Source organism: Tundrisphaera macrotermitis (assembly GCF_051175315.1).
In the GTDB taxonomy this organism is placed as follows: Bacteria; Planctomycetota; Planctomycetia; order Isosphaerales; family Isosphaeraceae; genus Tundrisphaera.
Window position 1 is genome coordinate 1,709,829 of the sequence record NZ_CP195100.1, and the last position, 18,998, is coordinate 1,728,826.

Consider the following 18,998-nt stretch of genomic DNA (forward strand, 5'->3'; position numbering starts at 1 on the left):
GGGCCAGCGACCATGCGACCGCGCGAACGGGTGGCCATCGTCGGGATCGGGGGGATTTTCCCCCGGTCCGGCGACCCCGCCCAGCTCTGGGACATCATCCGACGGGGCGAGGCCGCCGCCCGCGAGGTCCCCCCCGGCCGGTGGCCCCTGGACCCGCCCTCGGCCCTCGGCCCCGAGGTCGCCACGCCCGACCGCGTCGACTCGACGCGGGGATGCTTCGTCGAGGGGTTCCGGCTCGACCCCGAAGGGCTCGACCTCGACCCCGAGGCGCTGGCCGGGCTCGACCCGATGTTCCACCTGGCCCTCCACGCCGCCCGCGCCGCCTGGCAGGACGCGCGGACCGACGCGGTCGACCGCTCGCGGGTCGGCGTCGTCTTCGGCAACCTCGTCCTGCCCACCGAGTCGACCTCGGCGTTCGCCTGGGAGACGCTGGGGCGGACGTTCGCCGAACGTCTCGGCGTGGAGTCGGACGCAAACGACCCCACCGATCCGCTCAACACCCGCGCCGCCGGGCTGCCGGCCGGGCTGGTGGCCCGGGCCCTGGGGCTGGGCGGGGGCGCCTACACGGTGGACGCTGCTTGCGCCTCGTCGCTCTATGCCCTGAAGCTGGCGGCCGACGAATTGCTGGCCGGGCGGGCCGACGCGATGATCGGCGGCGGGCTGTCGCGGCCCGACCCGATGTACACCCAGATGGGGTTCTCGCAGCTCCGGGCGTTGTCGCCGTCCGGGGTGGCCTCGCCGTTCGGTGCCGACGCCGACGGGCTGGTGGTCGGCGAAGGCGCGGGGATGTTCGTCCTGAAGCGGCTCTCCGACGCGATCCGCCACGGCGACCGGATCCACGGCGTGCTCGCCTCTGTGGGCCTGTCCAACGACATCGACGGCGGCCTGCTCGCCCCGCAGTCCGAGGGGCAGCTCCGCGCCATGAGGGCGGCCTACGACGCGGCGGGCTGGTCGCCCGGCGACGTGGACCTGATCGAATGCCACGCCACCGGCACGCCGGTCGGCGACGCGGTCGAGGTCCGCAGCCTCCAGGCCCTGTGGGCCGACCAGAACGCGGAGCCGGGCCGGTGCGTCCTGGGTTCGGTGAAGTCCAACATCGGCCACTGCCTGACGGCGGCCGGCGCGGCGGGCCTCATCAAGGTGCTGATGGCCCTGCGCCACGACACCCTACCCCCCACCGCCAACTTCGACCGACCGGCGCCGGGGATCGACCTGGACGGCGGGCCGTTCCGGATCCTGTCCCGCTCGGAAGGCTGGCCCCGCCGCGAGGCCCATCGGCCCCGCCGGGCCGCGATCAGCGGGTTCGGCTTCGGCGGGATCAACGCCCACGCCCTGATCGAGGAATGGGTGCCCGGCGTCTCCGAGGCGCCGGTCGACGGGCCTCTCGACCCCGAGCCGGCCGGGCCCATCGCCGTCGTCGGGCTGGCCGCCCACTTCGGGCCGTTCGCCGGGCGGGCGGCGGTGCAGGGCCGGCTGCTCGGCGGTTCGGTGCCGGGCGAGCCGGACGGCCCCCGGGGTTGGTGGGGGGCCGAGGATTCCGACTGGTTCGCGGCCGAGGCGGCGGGCGTCCCGGACGCCGGGGCCTACCGGGTCGACGGGGCGACGATCCCGACCGGCCGGTTCCGGATCCCCCCGCGCGAAATCGAGGAGATGCTCCCGCAGCAGGCCCTGCTGCTCCACCTGGCGGGCGAGGCGATCGCCGACGCCGGGTGGGTCGACGACGGCCCCCGGCCCCGGTGCGGGGCGTTCGTCGGCGTCGGCCTGGACCCGAACGCGACCAACTTCCACGTCCGCTGGACCGTCGCCGCCCACGCCGACGCCTGGGCCGAGGAGCTGGGCCTGGACCTGGACGACGCCGCGAAGGCCGCCTGGGTCGAGTCGCTGCGCGAGGCGGTGGGCCCCGCCCTGAATGCCAACCGGACCATGGGCGCCCTGGGCAGCGTGGTCGCCAGCCGGGTCGCCCGCGAGTTCCGCCTGGGCGGGCCGAGCTTCACGATCTCCGCCGAGGAGGTCTCCGGCCTTCGTTCCGTGGAAGTCGCCTCCCGCCTGCTGAACCTGGGCGAACTCGACGCGGCGATCGTCGGGGCGGTGGACCTGCCCGGCGACCTCCGCTCCTGGCTGGCCGACCGCCGGATCCGGCCCGAGGCGGAGACCCCGCTGGGCGAGGGGGCGGCCGTGGTCGTCCTCAAGCGCCTGGCCGACGCCGAGCGCGACGGCGACCGGATCTATGCCACCATCACCGGCATCGGCACGGCGACCTCGGATGCGGACGGCGAGGACCCGTCGATCGGCCGGGCGCTGGCCGAGGCCGGCGTCGAGCCATCCTCGATCGGGCTGGTCGAGCGCAACGAGTTGGAGCCGATCGACGACCTGGCCGGGGCCTACGGGTTCGGTCCGGGGACGGTCCTCGGTTCAGCCTCGGGCCGGGTCGGCCACGCGGGGATCGCCTCCGGGCTGGCCGCGCTGGTCAAGGCGGCGCTGGAACTCCGCCACCAGATCCTGGCGCCGGAAGGTGCCCCGCCCCGGTTCTGGCTCCGCGACCGGGCCGACGGCCCCCGAAGGGCGGCGGTGGCGGCGGCGGGCGTCGACGGCAACCGCGTCCACCTGATCCTGGAAGGGCACGAGCCGACCGCCTCGGCCACCACGCCCGACCGTCTGCGGCCGCTCGGCCCGCGATCCGCCGCGCTATTCGCGGTCGAGGCCGGGGACGCCTCGGGGCTGCTCGCTGGGCTCGACGAGTTGGACCGCCTGGCGGCCTCCGCCGATGCTCCGATCGAAGAACTGGCCCGGCTCTGGTTCCGGTCCCGGCCCAACGACCCGTCGCAACCGCTCGGCCTGGCGATCGTCACCGGCGATCCCGCCGAGTTGCGGGGATCGATTGCCGAGGCCCGGGAAAGGCTGCAAACCGGGGCGAGCGAGGCAAAAGCCCGGCCCGGCGACCGCTGGTTCCTGTCCGATCGCCCGCTCGGGCCGGACGGCGGGTTGGCGTTCGTCTTCCCCGGCATGGGCAACCACTTCGCCGGGATGGGGCGGGCCCTTTCGGCCGAGTGGCCCGAGGTGCTGCGGGCCCAGGACGCCGGCAACCAGGGCCTCCGCGCCCAGATGGCCGGCGGGACCTACTGGGACGACGCCCCTCCGCCGTCGCCCGACGACCACCGCCCGATGCTGTTCGGCCAGGTGGCCCTGGGCACGGTGGTCGCGGACCTGCTGCGCGGGCTGGGCGTCCGGCCCGACGCGGCGATCGGCTACAGCCTGGGCGAGTCGGCGGCCCTGTTCGCCCTGGGGGCGTGGACCGACCGGGATGAGATGGCCGGGCGGCTCCATGCCTCGCCGCTGTTCCAGGCCGATCTCGCCGGCCCGTGCCACGCCGCCCGGCGGGCCTGGGGCCTGGCCGATGGGGAGCCGGTCGACTGGGTGGCGGGGATCGTCCCGCGCTCGGCCGACGAGGTCCGCGCCGCGCTGGACGGGATCGACCGCGCCTACCTCCTGATCGTGAACGCCGACCGCGAGGCCGTGATCGGCGGCCAGCGCGGGAGCGTGCAGCAACTCGTGGCCCGGCTGGGCGGGCACTGGCTGCCCCTGCCGGCGGTCAGCACCGTCCATTGCCCGGTCGCGAGCGAGGTCGAAAAGGCTTACCGAGACCTCCACCTCCTGCCGGTTTCGCCCACCCCCGGCATCCGGTTCTACAGCGGGGCCTGGGGCCGGTCGTATGAGGTCACGCAGGATTCGGCGGCCGACGCCATCGTGGCCCACGCGGTCCACGGGCTCGACTTCCCGGCCGTCGTCCGCCGGGCCTACGAGGATGGGGTCCGGGCGTTCGTCGAGATCGGCCCGGGCGGATCCTGCACCCGGCTGATCGGCGAGATCCTGGCCGGCCGTCCCCACCTGGCGGCCGCCGCCTGCCCGGCCGATCGCGAGCCGGTCGCCGCCGTGCTGGCGGTCCTGGACCGTCTGATCGCCGAACGGTTCCCGGTCGACCTCCGCCCGCTCTACGGCCACGCCGAGCCGGCGACCCCAGAACCCGCAGGCCGTTCGCTCCGCCTCCGCACCGGCGGCGACCCGTTCCGCCTGCCCCCGATGCCGCCCCGACACCCCGTCGCCCCGGCCCCCGAACCCCGGACAAACGAACCCATGCCCCGCCCCCGGTCGTGGGAGGAAGCCCCCGTGCCCGAACCCGTCGCCCACGCCCGCCCCCACGCCGTCCCCTCGCCGCTGCCCGCGCTCGCCCTGTCCGACCCGCTGGGCCGGCAGATGTTCGCCACCGAGGCCGCCGAGTCGGGCGCCCACGGCACGTTCCTCCGCGTCTCGGTCGGGCTGAACGAGGCTTTGGCCGGCCAGATGGCCTTCCAGATGGGCCTGATCGAGCGGCTCGCGGCCGGCGGGGATGGGGCCGTCGCCGTGCTCCAGGAAGCCCCGCCCGTCGCGGTCCCGGCGGGGCCGCCGGTGGCCCTGGACCGCGACCAGTGCCTGGAGTTCGCCGTGGGGCGGATCGGCGACGTGCTCGGTCCGGAGTTCGCGGCGATCGACGCCCACCCGACCCGCGTCCGCCTGCCCGACGAGCCGTTGATGCTGGTCGACCGGATCCTCACCATCGAGGGGACGCCCCGGTCGATGGGCTCGGGGCGGGTGGTCACCGAGCATGACGTCCTGCCCGGGGCCTGGTACCTCGACGGCGGGCGGATCCCGACCAGCATCGCGGTCGAATCGGGCCAGGCCGACCTGTTCCTGTCGGCCTACCTGGGTGTCGACTTCGAGACCGGCGGGCATGCCGTCTATCGGCTCCTGGATGCCGTGGTGACGTTCCACGACGCGCTGCCGGGGCCGGGGGCGGTGATCCGGTATGATATTTACATCGATCACTTCTTCCGCCAGGGGACGTCGCGGCTGTTCCGATTCCGGTTCGAGGGGACCGTGGACGGCCGGCCTTTGCTGACCATGCGGGACGGCTGCGCCGGGTTCTTCACCGACGAGGCGCTGGCGGCCGGGCAGGGGGTCATCAAGACCGCGCTCGACCTCCGGCCGATGCCGGGCAAGCTCCCCGACGACTGGCGGGTGCCGGTGGCGATGGCGGTCGAGACCTTCGACGCCGGGCAGGTCGAGGCCCTCCGCCGTGGCGATCTGGCGGCGGCCTTCGGGCCGGCCTTCGATGGGCTGCCGTTGCACCGCCCCGCGCCGTTGCCGGGGGGGAACATGACGCTGGTGGATCGGGTGGTCCACCTCGACCCGGCCGGGGGCCGGTTCGGGCTGGGGCTGATCCGCGCCGAGGCCGACATCCGGCCCGACGACTGGTTCATGACCTGCCACTTCGTCGACGACCGGGTGATGCCGGGCACCCTGATGTTCGAGTGCTGCCTCCATACGCTCCGCGTCTTCCTGATGCGGATGGGCTGGGTGGGCGAGGACGGGTCGGTCGCCTGCGAGCCGGTGCCGGGCGTGGCCAGCCGGCTCAAGTGCCGGGGGCAGGTCACGGTCACGACCCAGGTCGTCACCTACGAGGTCGAGATCAAGGAACTCGGCTACGGGCCCGAGCCGTATGCGATCGTCGACGCCCTGATGTACGCCGACGGCAAGCCGATCGTCGAGATCACGGACATGTCCCTGCGGATGGCCGGGCTGGACCGCGACGCGATCGGCCGGATCTGGGCGGGTCGCGCCGAACCGGCCGCCCCCGCGACGATCGCCCCCCGGCCGGCGATCTACGACCGCTCGCGGATTTTGGCGTTCGCCATCGGCAAGCCGTCGGACGCGTTCGGCGATCGGTATCGGCCGTTCGACGAGGGGAGGGTGATCGCCCGCCTGCCCGGCCCGCCGTTCCAGTTCATGGACCGGGTGGTCGAGACGGGGGGCGAGCCCTGGGTGATGGTCGCCGGCGGCCACGCGGTCGCCGAGTACGACGTTCCGCCCGACGCCTGGTACTTCGCCGCCGACCGCCAGGAACGGATGCCGTTCGCCGTCCTGCTGGAGACGGCCCTCCAGCCGTGCGGGTGGCTGGCCGGCTACGTCGGCTCGGCCCTGACCAGCGAGGTCGACCTGTCGTTCCGCAACCTCGGCGGGACGGCGGTCCAGCTCGCGCCGATCGGCCGGGACATCGGGACTCTGGTCACCACGGCGAAGCTGACCAAGGTCGCCAGCTCGGTCGGGATGATCATCCAGCACTACGACTTCCGCATGACCGACGCCGCCGGCCGAGAGGTCTACCGGGGCGACACCGTGTTCGGCTTCTTCAGCAAGGCGGCGCTGGGGCAGCAGGTCGGCATCCGCGACGCCTCGCCCTATCAACTGGCCGCAGCCGAGCGCGACCGGGCCAAGCGGTTCGCCTACCCGGCCGCCGCCCCGTTCCCGGAGGACACCTGGCGGATGATCGACCGGGTGGACGCCTTCGTGGCCGACGGCGGCGCCCAGGGGCTCGGCTTCATCCAGGGGTCGGCCAACGTCGACCCTTCGGCGTGGTTCTTCAAGGCCCACTTCCACCAGGACCCGGTCCAGCCGGGGTCTTTGGGGCTGGAGGCGATCCTCCAGTTGCTCAAGGTGGTGGCCGCCGAGCGCTGGGGGGCGGGGCCGAGGTCGGAGTTCGAGTCGGTCGCCGTGGGGGAGACGCACCGCTGGACCTATCGCGGCCAGGTGCTGCCGACCGACGAGGCGATCACCGTGCAGGCCACGGTCACGGCCGTGGACGACGCCCGCCGGATGCTCACGGCCGAGGGGTTCCTGTCGGTCGACGGCCGGACGATCTACCAGGTCAAGGACTTCACGATCCGCATGGAGGCCGGGGCCAGGTGAAATATTCCAACGTGTTCATCGACGCGATCGGCTACGAGCTGGCGCCCGTGGTGGTCGGCTCCGACGAGCTGGAAGCCCGGCTCCGGCCGCTCTACGACGCCCTCCGCATCCCGCCGGGCCAGATCGAATCCCTGACCGGGATCGTCGAGCGCCGGTGGTGGGACCCGGGCTATCCGGTGTCGGCCGGGGCGGCGGCGGCGGCCCGGCATGCCCTGGAGATGGCCGACGTCCGGGCCGATCAGGTCGAGGTCCTGATCTACGGCGGGGTCTGCCGCGAGCTGTTCGAGCCGGCGACCGCGTGCCGGGTGGCGGCCGAGGTCGGCGTCGGCCCGGACACCACGATCCACGACGTGAGCAACGCCTGCCTGGGCGCGCTGACCGGGATGGTGGACATCGCCAACCGGATCGAACTCGGGCAGATCCGAGCCGGGATGGTGGTGACCTGCGAGACCTCGCGGGAGATCAACGACATCGCCATCGACCGGATGCTCGCCGAGCCGACCATGGAGACGTTCCGCGACTCCCTGGCGACCATGACCGGCGGGTCGGGCGCCGTGGCGATCGTCCTGACCGACGGGTCGTTCGCGAACAAGGATCGTCGACGCCTGCTGGGGGGCGTCACCAAGACGGCCCCTCAGTTCCACGCCCTGTGCCGGTGGGGGATGGAGCGGATCGGCACGTCGGCGTCGTTCGGCCAGTTCATGGCCACCGACTCGATCTCGGTCCTCAAGCACGGGGTGGAACTGGGCACGAAGACCTGGAAGGCGCTGCTGTCCCGGATGGGCTGGGCGGCCGACCAGGTGGACCGGGTGATCTGCCACCAGGTCGGGTCGGGGCACCGGGACACCGTGCTCGGGGCGCTCGGGATCGACCGGGACCGGGACTTCTCCACATATCCCCACCTGGGCAACATCGGCACCGTGTCGGTGCCGTTGACCGCCGCCGTGGCCGAGGAGCGCGACTTCCTCCGCCCCGGCGACCGCGTCGGCTGGCTGGGGATCGGCAGCGGCCTGAATTGCCTGATGCTCGGGCTGGAATGGTAGGGATGAACAACGCTCTGCTCGCAGAATTCGACCGCAAGCACCCGGGGCGCGACTTCGATCGCGGCGGCGGGCTGAAGCTCCGCTACCTCGACGAGGGGTCGGGCGACCCGGTGGTGATGGTCCACGGCAACCCGACCTGGTCGTTCTACTTCCGGGGGCTGGTCGAGGCCCTGTCGCCGACGCACCGGACGATCGTGCCCGACCACATCGGCTGCGGCCGGTCGGACAAGCCGGGCGACGACCGCTACGACTACACCCTCAAGAGCCGGGTCGACGACCTGGAGGCGTTGCTGGATCACCTGGGCGTCGACCGCGGGATCACCCTGATCGTCCACGACTGGGGCGGGATGATCGGCATGGCCTACGCCGCCCGCCACCCCGGGCGGATCGCCCGTTTGGTGATCCTCAACACGGCCGGGTTCCCCCTGCCGGTGAGGAAGTCGTTCCCGCTGCCGCTCTGGATTTGCCGCAACACGCCCGTCGGCGCCGCGCTGGTTCGGGGCGGCAACGCCTTCTGCCGGATCGCCGCCCGGGTCTGCGCCAAGAAGAAACCGCTCTCCGCCGAGGCCCGCGAGGCCTACATGGCCCCGTATGACTCGTGGGACAACCGGATCGCCGTGCTCCGGTTCGTCCAGGACATCCCGCTGAGCCCCGACGACCGGGCCTATCCGATCGTCCAGGGCGTGGCCGAAAAGCTCCCGGCCTTCAAGGACACGCCGATGCTGATCGGCTGGGGCCTGAAGGACTTCGTCTTCGACCGCCACTTCCTGGACGAGTGGGTCCGCCGGTTCCCCAACGCCGAGGTCCACCGCTTCGAGGATTCCGGGCACTACATCCTGGAAGACCGGGGCGAGGAGCTGACCGCGGCGATCCTCCGGTTCCTGGCCGCCCACCCGGTCGCGCAGGAGGTGGGATGACGGTCGCCGCGTCCGGCGTCGCCGCAGGCAACATCGCCGCCGGCCTGCCGGCCATGGCCCGCGAGCGTCCCCACGCCCTGGCGGTGCTGGCGCCGTCGGGCCGCGACCACGCGGGGCGGGCCCGGCATACCCACCGGACGTTCCTCCAGCTCGACCGCGACAGCGACGCGATCGCCGCCGGGCTGGTCGCCTCGGGGATCGGCCCCGGGGTCCGGACCGTGCTGATGGTCCGGCCGAGCCTGGAATTCTTCGCCCTGACCTTCGGGCTGTTCAAGGCCGGGGCGGTGCCGGTGCTGGTCGACCCCGGGCTGGGGATCCGGAACCTCGGCCCCTGCCTGGCCCAGGCCGAGCCGGCCGCGTTCATCGGCATCCCCGCCGCGCAGGCCGCACGGCAGGTCCTGCGGTGGGGCCGGGAGACGATCCGCACCGTGGTGACGGTCGGCCGCCGCTGGCCGGGGGGCGGGCCGACACTGGACGACGTGATCCGCCGGGGCGAGGGCCATCCGGCGCCGATGGACGACCCGGGGGACGACGCGACGGCGGCGATCCTGTTCACCAGCGGGAGCACCGGGCCGCCCAAGGGGGTGGTCTACACCCACGCGATCTTCCGCAACCAGGTGGCGATCCTCCGCGACCTCTACCAGATCCGCCCCGGCGAGGTCGACCTCTGCACCTTCCCCCTGTTCGCCCTGTTCGGCCCGGCGCTGGGGATGACCTGCGTGGTGCCGGAGATGGACTTCACCCGCCCGGGGCAGGCCGACCCGACCAAGATTATAGGGGCGATCGAGGACTTCGGCGTCACCAACCTGTTCGGCTCGCCCGCCCTGATCCGCCGGGTCGGCATCGAGGCGCTGCGTGGCGTGCGGCTGCCGTCGCTCCGCCGGGTGATCTCGGCCGGCGCCCCGGTGCCGGCCCGGGTGCTGGAGACGTTCGGCCGGATGCTCGACCCCGAGGCGAAGGTCTACACCCCCTACGGGGCGACCGAGAGCCTGCCCGTCTGCTCGATCGAGGCCGGGGAGATCCTGGGCGAGACCCGATACGCCACCGAGACGGGGGCCGGGGTCTGCGTCGGCCGCCCCGCGCCCGGGATGCGGGTCGAGATCATCCGCATCGACGACGGGCCGATTGCCGCCTGGTCCGACGACCTGCTCGTGCCCGACGGCACCGTGGGAGAGATCGTGGCGAGCGGGCCGGTGGTCACCCGGTCCTACTTCCAACGCCCCGAGGCGACCGACCTGGCCAAGATCGACGACCCGGCCTCGGGCACGTTCCGGCACCGGATGGGCGACCTCGGCTATCGCGACGAGCAGGGCCGGATCTGGTTCTGCGGCCGGAAGGCGCATCGGGTCGAGACGGCGGACGGGGCCCTCTACTCGGTCGCCTGCGAGGGGATCTTCAACGCGGCCTCGGGCGTCGCCCGGACCGCCCTCGTCGGCGTCGGCCCTCGGGGCGCGATGCGACCGGTCCTCTGCTTCGAGGCGACCCCGTCCCGGCCGTACAACGAGTTGACCCGGGCTCGCCGCGAGGAGGTCGAGGCGGAACTCCGAGCGATCGGGGCGCAGCACGCCATGACCCGGGGTATCCAGACCTTCCTCCCCCACCCCGGATTCCCGGTCGACATCCGCCACAACGCCAAGATCAACCGCGAGGCCCTGGCCGCCTGGGCGGCGCGGAGGCTGCCATGATCGCCCTGGTCACCGGCGGCGGCGGCTTCCTGGGCGGGGCGATCGCCCGCCAACTGGTCGCCCGGGGGGACACGGTCCGGAGCCTGGCCCGGGGCGATTATCCCGAACTCCGGGCGATCGGGGTCGAGACGATCCGGGGCGACATCGCCGAACGATCCGCCGTCGATCGGGCCGTGCGGGGGTGCGACGCGGTGTTCCACGTCGCGGCCAAGGCCGGCGTCTGGGGCCCGCTCGCGGAGTACCACGCCGCCAACGTCGGCGGCACGTCCAACGTCCTCGAAGCCTGCCGGGCCCAGGGCATCGGCCGGCTGATCCACACCAGCTCGCCCAGCGTGGTCCACGCCGGGGGGGACCTGGAAGGGGTGGACGAGTCTTTGCCCTATCCCAAACGCTTCGCGGCCCCGTATCCCGAGACCAAGGCCGCGGCCGAGCAGCTGGTGCTCCAAGCCAACGGGCCCGACCTGGCGACGGTCGCCCTCCGGCCCCACCTGATCTGGGGGCCCGGCGACAACCACCTGATCCCCCGGATCGTGGCCCGGTCGCGGGCCGGGAAGCTCCGCCGGATCGGCCGCCGAACGGTCCTGGTGGACTCGACGTACATCGATGATGCCGCCGCCGCCCACCTGCTGGCCGCCGACCGCCTGGCGCCGGGATCCCCGGTCGCGGGCAAGGCCTACTTCATCTCCCAGGGGGAGCCCTGGCCGCTCTGGGACCTCGTCGATGGTATCCTTCAGGCGATGGGGGCGCCGCCCGTGACGCGGTCGATCCCGGAACCGGTCGCCGTGGCGGCCGGCGCGATCCTGGAGGCCGTCCACCGCGTCCTCCGGAGGGACGGCGAGCCGATGATGACCCGGTTCCTGGCGCATCAGCTCGCCACCGCCCACTGGTTCAACATCGACGCCGCGAGGCGCGACCTCGGCTATCGGCCCTCGGTCACGATCGCCGAGGGGCTGCGTCGCCTGGAAGACTGGGCCCGGACCCCGACCACCCCAGAGGGAAACCCCCGCCATGTGTGAGCTGATGGCGCTGTCGTTCGAGTCGCCGATCTCGGCCGACTTCTCGATCCGCGAGTTCGCCGCCCGGGGGGACGAGAACCCCGACGGCTGGGGCCTGGGGTGGTATCCCGACCAGTCCCTGGCGATCGTCAAGGAGCCGGTGAAGTGGGGCGCCAGCCACTACGCCGGGTTCCTGTCCAGCTACGCCCGGATCGAGAGCCGGATCCACATCGCCCACGTCCGCCACAAGACCGTGGGCGACGAGCCGTCGCACGCCGACACCCACCCGTTCAGCCGCGAGGTGGGGGGCCGGGACTACTGCTTCGCCCACAACGGGACGCTGGAAGGGCCGATCTGGGACCTCCCGCTGGGCGACCACCGGCCCATGGGCCGGACCGACTCCGAGCAGTTCTTCTGCCACCTCCTGGGCCGGATCAAGGCCTGGGGGCCGCTCGACACGAGGGCGGCCTGGGAGCGGCTCTACGAGTTCCTGGCCGAAGCCAACCGGATGGGCAAGCTCAACGTCCTGCTGTCCGACGGCCGCCGCCTGTTCTGCTACCACGACCTCGGGGGCTGGAAGGGGCTGAACTTCCGCAAGGTCCGGATCGGCGCGGACGAGATCCGCCACTTCGGCGACGAGACGCTGTCGCTCGACCTGGATACCGACGCGACCAACCGGGGATTCGTGGTCGCCACCTGCCCGCTCAGCGCCGTCGGCTGGCACACGTTCCACCGGGGGGAGCTGATCGTCTTCGAACAAGGCGCGATCCGCTATTCCAGCCATCGCGGCCACGACTCCCACGAATTCGGGCCGGCCTCGGCGGTCGCGGGCCTCGGTTCCAGCCCGGCCGGCGCCCGCTAGGCCCGCCGGCTCAGCCCCGGATCCCCAGCAGCCGCCTGGCCCGGTCCTGGAGGGCGTCCCAGGGGGCGGCCAGATCCTCGGGGGCGTCCGGCGGGGCGACCGCCAGCGGCTCGGGCCGGCCGGAGCCGTCGACCTGGACGAACTGCATCAGGCTGTCCATCCAGGGCCCCTTGCGGCCGGCCAGGGGCGAGCCGACCATCGCGACGACCACGTGCGCCCGGGCCCGGAAGATCTCCCGGCCCCGGATCTCCACGACGCGGCCGATGGCCACCGGCTCGAAGCAGCGGACGTCGAGCACCCGCTTCAGCACCAGGTTGGCCGCCTGCCCGACCGACCGGTACGCGGTGGCGTAGCCCGCCTCCAGCGCCAGCGAGAGCAGGACCCCGGCGTAGAGCGTCCCGTGGTGGTTGGCGTCCCGGGGCAGGATCAGCCGATGGGTCAGGGTTTCGAGGTCGGACGGGGTCGGCATCGCTGGCACTCGCGGGATCGATCGCTGTCGCGGTCCTCGTCGCCTGAAACCTATCACGCCAAGGCCCGGCCCGCAAATCCGCCGGCCTCCGCCGCGTCGGGGGGTGAAGATCCCGCGAAAATGTCCCCCGATTGTCCGATCGGCGCTTGCCAAGCGGAGGCATGGCCCTTTACCCTATCCATCCGGATGCGACGGCCCTCAGGCGCGATCCGGCATTTCTCCCGGCCCCCCTGGGCACCGGACCCGAGCTCGGCCCGGTCGCCGCCGGCCCCAGATCCCCCCGCCATCCATCCATCACCGCCGCCGCCCGAAACGCCGGGCCGGACGACCGGCGACCGATCGCGTTGGGCTCGGACATTCCCGGCGCCGCCTACCCGTCCCGGGACGCGAGCGACGGGGCTGACACGGGAGACTCCAGGGATGAAGGCCGCACCGACCGTCGCACGGAGAGCGGTTCGCCCTCGCACGATGCTCATACCGGACGGATTCGGCCGGGATCCCGGACGAATATTCTCGGGCCGAGTGTCCCAAACGCCACGGACGGGCGTAGCTTTATTGCACAGGACACGATACACGCACGCTCGCACGATCCGCGGCCCGATGATCCACCGATTTCGCCCGCCACAGTGCTCCATGTCGTCCTCCGGTCCATCTTGACGGTCCATCCTGGTCTTTGATCCGGCCCAACGCGATCGTCGTCCCCCGGCCCCGGCCCGGGGTGCGGTCCGTCGGATCTGGGGGCTACGGCGATTCACGAAGCGATCGGCCTCGCCATACCGCACGTTCCCGGAAGGGCGTCCCTGGGTTGCCTCCCGGATCTCGCGACGCCGGCGGGCCCTCCCTCGCCGGATTCGCCCGGATTCCATCCAGCCGCGGGGCCGGGCCGGCCGATCCGATCCGAAGCGATGTCGGGCCGATCGCCCCTCATGCCACGACGGCTCGTGGCGCGGGCCCCCCGGCCATCGATCGCGAGGACTCGGATGATGCACCCCTCGGTCGCGGCCTTCCTGGATCACCTCCGCATCGAGCGCGACGCCTCGCCGCACACGCTCCGCTGCTATCGGGATGACCTGGCCCTGTTCCAGGAGTTCCTGGACGGGGACCGGCGCGAGGAGCCGGCCGACCCCACCGGGGTCGGGCCGCGCAAGCTCCGGGACTACTCGGCGTGGCTGAGCGGCCGGGGCCACGCCCCGAGCACGATCGCCCGCCGCCTGGCGAGCCTGCGCTCCTTCTTCCGGTTCCAGAGGCGGCGGGGCGTGATGGCGGCCGACCCGTCGGCGGGCCTGCGCAACCCCAAGCAATCGCAGAGGCTCCCCAGCCTGCTCGGTTCCGAGGACGTGATCCGCCTGCTGGACGCGATCCCGACCGGGGGGAAGGCCGGGGTCCGCGACCGGGCGATGTTCGAGGTCCTCTACGGCGGCGGGCTCCGGGTGGGCGAACTGGTCGGGCTCGACCTGGACGACATCGACGAGGAGCAGGCGCTGGTGCGGGTCCGCGGCAAGGGGCGGCGCGAGAGGCTCAGCCCGATCGGGCCGATCGCGATGAGCTGGATCGTCCTGTGGCGGGCCGAACGCCGCCCGGCCCTCGCCGGGGAGAAGGCCCTGTTCCTCAACCAGAAGGGGGGCCGGATCACCGCCCGGAGCGTCGGCCGCCTGCTCCACGACCACCTGGTCGCCCTCGGGTTCGACCCCTCGGCCAGCCCGCACACGTTCCGCCACAGCTTCGCCACCCACCTGCTCGACCGCGGGGCCGACCTCCGGTCCGTCCAGGAGCTTCTGGGGCACCGCAAGCTCACCACGACCCAGATCTATACCCACGTCACCAGGGAGCGCATGCTCGATGCGTACAACGAGGCCCATCCGCGTGCCTGAGCGCGGATCGGCGATCGGGCATCGGGCCCGCTCCGATCTCGGCACCGATTTTGACGAGTGCATGGATATGGCGTATAGCAAAAACAACAGATGTCGCGGCCGATCAACGGCCGCCGTGTATCGGGCGGATTCCCCTTGCACGGCCGCAGTTGCGACGCCCCGCAGGCGACATCCCAGAAGCCCCCAGCGGGCCCCAGACGGGCCCGGATCCATTCCCTCAAGGATGACGACCAGGCCCCGAGACCGATCGGCGGGCCTCCTTCTCGAGAGAATGCACCCATGAACTCGGCTCGCATCCTCCTGGTCCATCCCGATCCCTCGATCCTGGCCCTGATGGCCTCGATGCTCCAGTCGGCGGGCCATCAGGTCGACGAGGCGACCAACGGCCCGGCGGCCGTCCGGCGCCTCGACCGGGGCAACATCGACCTGATCCTGGCCGGGGCCAACCCCTCCGACCCGGACTCGCTCGAATTGCTGTCCCTGGCCCGCCGGAAGCACCCCCGCGTCCCCTTCCTGCTCCTGTTCCCGGGCCTGTTCCCGGATCGGGCCCGGGAGGCGCTCCGGATGGGGGCCCTGTCGGTCCTGAAGTTCCCGATCTCCGCCAACGAGCTCCGGGCGGCCGTGACCCAGGCCTGCGAGTTCCACCCGGAGAACACCCCCTCCAAGTCGTCCGGCACGAACGGGCAACCGTCCCGGCCCCGCGACGACCACCGGGCGGGCCAGGAGCCCCGGCCGATCAACGGCCACCAGTCCGGGGCCGCGGGAGAGCCGCCCGCGCCTCCGGCCGACCAGCAGCCCGCCCCGTTCGCCTCCGCGATCGCCGGCGAGGACGCCGCGCTGAAGAAGGCGATCGAACTGGCCGACATGGTCTCGACGACGCGGGCCTCGGTGGTGATCTCCGGCGAGCAGGGGACGGGCAAGACCCTCCTGGCCCGCGCCATCCACCAGAAGAGCGGCCGCCGCGACAAGCCGCTGGTCGAGGTGGCCTGCGCCGGGGTCGACGAGTTCCTCCTGGAACGCGACCTGTTCGGCCAGAAGTTCGAAGGGGCCGAGGCCGGCGAGCGGGTCGGGTTCCTGGAGCGTGCCAACCGGGGGACCATCCTCTTCGAGGAGGTCGCCGCCCTGTCGCTCCCCCTCCAGGATCGCCTGCTGGCCGTCCTCCAGGAAGGGTCCTTCACCCCGATGGGGAGTTCCCGGAGCCTCCCGGTCGACGTCCGCTACCTGTTCACGACCCGCGAGAATCTCCCCAGCCTGGTCGAGCAGGGCAAGTTCCGCCGCGAATTGCACGAGCGGATCAACGAGGTCTGCCTGAAGCTCCCCCCGCTCCGCCAGCGGGGCGGCGACATCGCGATGCTCGCCGAGCTGTTCCGCTCGCGGTTCGCCGCCCAGTACGCCAAGCCCGTGGCCGACTTCTCGTCCGACGCGATCGACCTGATCCTCCGGCACGACTGGCCCGGCAACGTCCGCGAGCTGGAGAGCGTGATCCAGCGCGGGGTGGCCATGAGCCAGGGCTCGCGGATCACCCCGGCCAACCTGTCGCTGGGCGCGCTGCCGTCGCGGACCCTGCGGTCGCCCAACTATGCCCCGCGCCAGGCGGCGAGCTCCAGCCTCGGGCTCCGGCCGCTCAAGCAGGCCCTGGAAGAGCCCGAGAAGCAGATCATCATCCAGACGCTCCGGGCCCTGAACTGGAACCGCCAGGACACCGCCCGGGTCCTCGACATCAACCGGACGACCCTCTACAAGAAGATGAAGAAGTATGGGCTCCTGATGGAGGAGCCGGCCCTGTTGAACTGAGGGCTCTGGGCCGGCCCAATCCTCGAAACCTCAGGGTGAGTCCGACCCCACCGATACCGGGTCCCGGAACCGGCCGCTTCCCTCGCCGAACCCGCGTCGGGCCGAGGAGAGCCCATGGCCTCGCCTGGATACCTCGACGGCCGGTGCCGGATGTCATCGGGCGGTCGGGGACGCCGGGACTTTGAGTTCGGCCCGGAGCCGGGCCAGCTCCCGCTTCAGATCGGCCACCACCCCGGCCCGCGCCGGGTCGCCGTACACGTCCTTCAGCTCCTGGGGATCCTCCTTGAGGTCGAACAGCTCCCAGGAGTCGAGGTCGGGGGCCTCGTACCGGACCAGCTTGTACCGATCGGTGACGACCCCGTGGTGCGGGCGGACGTGGTGGGGCTGGGGGTACTCATAATATTGATAGTAGAAGCTGGTGCGCCAGTCGGCCGGGGGCTGCCCCTTGAGCACCGGGACGAGGCTCCGGCCCTGCATCTCGGCGGGGACGGGCAGGCCGGCCGCGTCCAGGAAGGTCTCGGCGAAGTCGAGGTTGGAGACCAGCCTCGGCTCGACCGAGCCGGGCTTCGCGACGCCCGGCCAGCGGACCAGCAGGGGGGAGCGGAGCGACTCCTCGAAGATCCAGCGCTTGTCGAACCAGCCGTGCTCGCCGAGGTAGAACCCCTGGTCGGAGGTGTAAACGACGATGGTGTTCTCGGCCAGCCCCTCCGCGTCGAGATAGTCCAGCACGCGACCGACCCCCTCGTCCACGGCCTTCACGCAGGCGAGGTAGTCGTGCATGTAGCGCTGATACCGCCAGCGGACGAGGTCGTCCCCTTCGGGCTTCGCCTTGCGGTACGCCTCGTTGCGGGGCTCGTAATAGGCATCCCAGGCCTGGCGCTGCTCGGGGTTGAGCCGGGCCGGCGCGGTGAGCTTCAGGTCGAGCGGGACCATCGTCCTGGCGATCGTCATGTCCTGGTCGCGCTCGGCCAGCCCGCGCCCGGCGTAGTCGTCGAACAGGGTCGGGGGCTCGGGGTAGACGCGGTCCTTGTCGTGCCCCAGCAGCCGCGTCGGCGGATCCCAGGCGCGATGGGGGGCCTTGTGCTGGCACATCAGGAGGAAGGGCTTCGACTTGTCCCGCCCCTTGAGCCATTCGAGCGACAGGTCGGTGATCACGTCGGTGACGTAGCCCGGCCGGACCACCCGCTGCCCCCCGTCGATCATCGGCGGGTTGTAGTACGCCCCCTGGCCGGGCAGGATCTTCCAGGTGTCGAACCCGGTCGGGTCGGAGACCAGGTGCCACTTGCCGATCACCGCCGTCTGGTAGCCGGCCTTCTTGAGCAGCTTGGGGAAGGTCGTCTGCGAGCCGTCGAACCGGCTGCTGGCGGAGTTGTCGAGGAAGCCGTTGAGGTGCGAGTACTTGCCGGTCAGGACGGTGGCCCGGCTCGGCCCGCAGATCGAGTTGGGGACCACGCAGCGGTCGAACCGCATCCCCTCGCGGCCGATCCGGTCGATGTTCGGCGTCTCGACCAGCTTGCGGGGGTCATTGTAGGCGGAGACCGCCTGGTACGCGTGGTCATCGCTGAAGATGAACACGATGTTGGGCGGGCGGCCGTCCGGGGCGGCGGATGCCCCGGGGGCGAACGCCAACGCCGCCGCACACGCGGCCAGCCACCCCATCAACCCGGATCTCGATCGCATGCGTGATTCTCCCTGGATGGATGCCGGTGGCGGCCGCGGATCGGGGGCTCAATCGTCCCGGTCGTCGTCGGGTTCCGGGGCCTCGGGCTCGTCGTCGGCCCCGGGCGCGGGCGGCTCCTCGATCCGGAGGTGGAGCCGGAGCGTCTGGATGAGCCGGTCGAAGCTGGCCGGGGTCATCGTCTCGGGGGCGCGGACCCGGATCGACTTGCCCGCGTCCTCGTCCCAGAGCCGGAGGTCGATCCGCACGTCGTTGGTGGCGGACCGGGCCCGGGGCGACTCGCCCGCGACGGCCGAGGGGCCGGCCGGCGCGGGGGACGCGCCGGCGGCGGGCACCGCCGGGGCGACGGGCTGCGTCGGGGCGGCGGCCGGCGCTGGGGCGGTCCCCTGGGGGCGGAGGATCAGGTCATCGCCGAGGATGCCCGCGAAGCGGGCCGAGTCCAGGAACGCCTGGGCCGCCGACTGCTTGGCCGAGGAGATGATCTGGTAATCATGATAGAGCACGTTGCCCAGGATCGCCGGGTCCGGCACCCTCTTGTCGGCGAACCGCTCGGCCAGGTCCTTGTACAGCGACGGCGAGAGCAGGGCCTGGCGGTGGAGCCGGGGCATGTCGCCGGGATCCACCGGGTGGAGGATCGACCGCGCCAGGGTGGTGAGGGTGTACCCCTCGTCCTTGAGCACCAGGAGGCCGAACTGCCGCGCCGCGCTGAGGCGGGCGGAGAACGTGTTGGTCTTGATGTTCTTGTAGCCCAGGGCGGTGGCGATGTCGGTGGCCGACAGGCCGTCCAGGCCGTGGCCCTCGATGAACTTGCACAATTCCACGCTCTCCGGCAGGGGGACGCCGGGGTAGCGGGTGCTCCGCTCGCGCTTGCCGCGAGGGGCGGTGGACTCGTCTTGGGACATCG

General features: G+C 72.4%; 11 protein-coding genes. 8 read left to right on the forward strand and 3 right to left on the reverse strand.

Features of this window, described 5'->3' with window-relative positions; translation table 11 throughout:
* Positions 1–12 precede the first annotated feature (12 nt).
* From TA3x_RS07220 to TA3x_RS07245, 6 genes are read left to right on the forward strand one after another with little or no spacing between them, the layout of a single operon-like run.
* Positions 13–6,780: a beta-ketoacyl synthase N-terminal-like domain-containing protein gene (locus TA3x_RS07220; RefSeq protein WP_435019720.1), complete on the forward strand. Its 6,768-nt coding sequence runs from the start codon at positions 13–15 to the stop codon at positions 6,778–6,780.
* The gene (locus TA3x_RS07225; RefSeq protein ID WP_435019722.1) at positions 6,777–7,823 is read left to right on the forward strand and encodes a 3-oxoacyl-ACP synthase III; all 1,047 of its coding nucleotides are present in this window, start codon (positions 6,777–6,779) and stop codon (positions 7,821–7,823) included. The genes TA3x_RS07220 and TA3x_RS07225 overlap by 4 nt, the downstream gene beginning before the upstream one ends.
* 2 nt (positions 7,824–7,825) lie before the next feature.
* A complete protein-coding gene (locus TA3x_RS07230) occupies positions 7,826–8,740 on the forward strand; it encodes an alpha/beta fold hydrolase (protein ID WP_435019724.1) in 915 nt (304 codons plus the stop codon).
* On the forward strand, positions 8,737–10,425 hold the full coding sequence (locus tag TA3x_RS07235; RefSeq protein ID WP_435019726.1) for a fatty acid CoA ligase family protein: 1,689 nt from the start codon (positions 8,737–8,739) through the stop codon (positions 10,423–10,425). Before TA3x_RS07230 ends, TA3x_RS07235 begins: the two co-directional genes overlap by 4 nt.
* A complete protein-coding gene (locus TA3x_RS07240; RefSeq protein ID WP_435019728.1) occupies positions 10,422–11,441 on the forward strand; it encodes an NAD-dependent epimerase/dehydratase family protein in 1,020 nt (339 codons plus the stop codon). The genes TA3x_RS07235 and TA3x_RS07240 overlap by 4 nt, the downstream gene beginning before the upstream one ends.
* Complete coding sequence (locus tag TA3x_RS07245) at positions 11,434–12,282, forward strand: class II glutamine amidotransferase (protein WP_435019730.1); 849 nt, start codon at positions 11,434–11,436, stop codon at positions 12,280–12,282. The genes TA3x_RS07240 and TA3x_RS07245 overlap by 8 nt, the downstream gene beginning before the upstream one ends.
* Positions 12,283–12,292: 10 nt before the next feature.
* Here the strand turns inward: TA3x_RS07245 and TA3x_RS07250 are convergent, their stop codons facing one another.
* Positions 12,293–12,751: an acyl-CoA thioesterase gene (locus TA3x_RS07250; RefSeq protein WP_435019732.1), complete on the reverse strand. Its 459-nt coding sequence runs from the start codon at positions 12,749–12,751 to the stop codon at positions 12,293–12,295.
* Between the two features lie 980 nt (positions 12,752–13,731).
* Here TA3x_RS07250 and TA3x_RS07255 point away from each other — a divergent pair.
* Positions 13,732–14,622 carry a tyrosine recombinase XerC gene (locus tag TA3x_RS07255; RefSeq protein ID WP_435019734.1) on the forward strand — a complete coding sequence of 297 codons (891 nt, stop codon included), beginning with the start codon at positions 13,732–13,734 and terminating at the stop codon, positions 14,620–14,622.
* A 279-nt stretch (positions 14,623–14,901) separates the two neighbouring features.
* The gene (locus TA3x_RS07260) at positions 14,902–16,416 is read left to right on the forward strand and encodes a sigma-54-dependent transcriptional regulator (protein ID WP_435019736.1); all 1,515 of its coding nucleotides are present in this window, start codon (positions 14,902–14,904) and stop codon (positions 16,414–16,416) included.
* Between the two features lie 153 nt (positions 16,417–16,569).
* Here TA3x_RS07260 and TA3x_RS07265 read toward each other — a convergent pair whose 3' ends face one another.
* Together TA3x_RS07265 and TA3x_RS07270 are read right to left on the reverse strand one after the other, a co-directional pair.
* Positions 16,570–18,096, reverse strand: a complete 1,527-nt coding sequence (locus tag TA3x_RS07265) for a sulfatase family protein (protein ID WP_435019738.1) — start codon at positions 18,094–18,096, stop codon at positions 16,570–16,572.
* 48 nt (positions 18,097–18,144) lie between these two features.
* Complete coding sequence (locus TA3x_RS07270) at positions 18,145–18,996, reverse strand: hypothetical protein (protein WP_435019740.1); 852 nt, start codon at positions 18,994–18,996, stop codon at positions 18,145–18,147.
* Between the last annotated feature and the right edge of the window lie 2 nt (positions 18,997–18,998).

Excerpts from the sequence above, each read along its gene's own strand:
- TA3x_RS07235 (WP_435019726.1), top strand. The coding sequence starts at position 8,737 with ATGACGGTCGCCGCGTCCGGCGTCGCCGCAGGCAACATCGCCGCCGGC.
- TA3x_RS07255 (WP_435019734.1), top strand. The coding sequence starts at position 13,732 with ATGATGCACCCCTCGGTCGCGGCCTTCCTGGATCACCTCCGCATCGAG.
- TA3x_RS07250 (WP_435019732.1), bottom strand. The coding sequence starts at position 12,751 with ATGCCGACCCCGTCCGACCTCGAAACCCTGACCCATCGGCTGATCCTG.
- TA3x_RS07230 (WP_435019724.1), top strand. The coding sequence starts at position 7,826 with ATGAACAACGCTCTGCTCGCAGAATTCGACCGCAAGCACCCGGGGCGC.
- TA3x_RS07265 (WP_435019738.1), bottom strand. The coding sequence starts at position 18,096 with ATGCGATCGAGATCCGGGTTGATGGGGTGGCTGGCCGCGTGTGCGGCG.
- TA3x_RS07260 (WP_435019736.1), top strand. The coding sequence starts at position 14,902 with ATGAACTCGGCTCGCATCCTCCTGGTCCATCCCGATCCCTCGATCCTG.
- TA3x_RS07240 (WP_435019728.1), top strand. The coding sequence starts at position 10,422 with ATGATCGCCCTGGTCACCGGCGGCGGCGGCTTCCTGGGCGGGGCGATC.
- TA3x_RS07245 (WP_435019730.1), top strand. The coding sequence starts at position 11,434 with ATGTGTGAGCTGATGGCGCTGTCGTTCGAGTCGCCGATCTCGGCCGAC.
- TA3x_RS07270 (WP_435019740.1), bottom strand. The coding sequence starts at position 18,996 with ATGTCCCAAGACGAGTCCACCGCCCCTCGCGGCAAGCGCGAGCGGAGC.
- TA3x_RS07220 (WP_435019720.1), top strand. The coding sequence starts at position 13 with ATGCGACCGCGCGAACGGGTGGCCATCGTCGGGATCGGGGGGATTTTC.